This is a genomic window from Dermacoccus sp. CCH2-D9 (genome assembly GCF_001556795.1).
Lineage (GTDB): Bacteria > Actinomycetota > Actinomycetes > Actinomycetales > Dermatophilaceae > Dermacoccus > Dermacoccus nishinomiyaensis.
In genome coordinates, this window is the sequence record NZ_LSJT01000064.1 from 1 (window position 1) to 1,321 (window position 1,321).

At 64.6% G+C, this 1,321-nt stretch carries 1 protein-coding gene and 1 other annotated feature; the gene reads right to left on the reverse strand.

The window, feature by feature from the left end; genetic code table 11:
* Positions 1 to 18 precede the first annotated feature (18 nt).
* Positions 19 to 1,268 (reverse strand): IS3 family transposase gene (locus AX669_RS05770; protein ID WP_231729442.1). Its coding sequence is split into 2 segments (ribosomal slippage): positions 19 to 989 and positions 989 to 1,268, totalling 1,251 coding nucleotides; the frame shifts between segments, so codons are not numbered across the junction.
* Positions 862 to 990: a sequence feature (AL1L pseudoknot), on the reverse strand. Its footprint overlaps the gene before it by 129 nt.
* Positions 1,269 to 1,321: the final 53 nt, after the last annotated feature.

The window sequence follows — 1,321 nt, forward strand, 5'->3', positions numbered from 1 at the left end:
TGAATCGCCCCGGGTTTGTTAGAGGCTGAGTAATGCCGTTTCGGCGGGCGCCGCAACGGTGTGCTGCTGATCGTAGTAAGCCTGCTCGAACTCGACCGGCGGGACGAGCCCGATCTCGCCGTGCAAGCGCTTGTGGTTGAACCAGTCGACGTACTCCGCGATCGCGATCTCCAACTCGTCGATGTTCTTCCACGGGCCACGGTTTCGCACGAGTTCAGCCTTGAACAACGAGTTGAACGCCTCCGCCAGGGCGTTGTCGTACGAATCGCCCGTCGATCCGACGGACGCGACCGCACCGGCCTCACCAAGACGCTGCGTGTAGCGAACTGCGACATACTGAACGCCCCTGTCGCTGTGGTGCCTCAGCCCCGTCACGTCCTGCCCGTCACGTTGACGGGTCCACAACCCCATGTCCAGGGCGTCCAACGCCAGGTCGGTGCGCAGCGATTTCGACACCTGCCAGCCCACGACACGGCGCGAGTAGACGTCGATGACGAACGCGGCGTAAGCCCATCCACTGAATGTTCGGCAGTACGTGATGTCCGCGACCCACAACTCGTTCGGCGCCGACGCGGTGAAGTCCCGCTCGACCAAGTCCGGACGATCATCCGGGCCACGCCCAGGAATCGTGGTGCGGGGTCCCTTCGCGCGACTGACGCCGCGCAGGCCCGCAGCACGCATGAGACGTTCCACGGTGCAACGCGCCACGGTGATGCCTTCACGCACGAGTTCAGCATGGACCTTGCGGGCGCCGTACACGCCGTAGTTGTCCTTGTGAACCCGGCGAATCTGCGCCGCCATTTCTACGTCGCGAACCGCTCGCGGCGACGGCGGGCGCGTCTTCGCGGCGTAGTACGTGCTCGGTGCGATCTTGACCCCAGCCTCGGTGAGGGTGCGACAGATCGGCTCGACACCGAACTCATGCTTGCGATCGTCGATGAACTCCACGATCAGTGATGTGGGCGGTCGAGCTCCGCCGCGAAGAAAGCCGACGCCGATCGCAGGATGGCGTTCGCGCGCCGTAGCTCGCGGTTCTCCCGCTCGAGTTCGAGCAGGCGTTCGTGCTCGCTCGTCGTCACACCGGGGCGGGTGCCGGCATCGACTTCTGCCTGACTCACCCAGTTGCGCAGGGTCTCGGGATTCACACCGAGCTGCTCGGCCACCCTGCGTACTGCTCCTCGTCGCCGTTCCGGATCTTGGCGAGCTTTGATCGCGAGACGTGTCGCGCGCTCTTGAAGCTCTGCCGGGTACTTCCGTGGTGCTGCCATGCTGTCCATCCTCGCGTTGAATGACAGCCTCCACCGAACCCGGGGCGATTCAC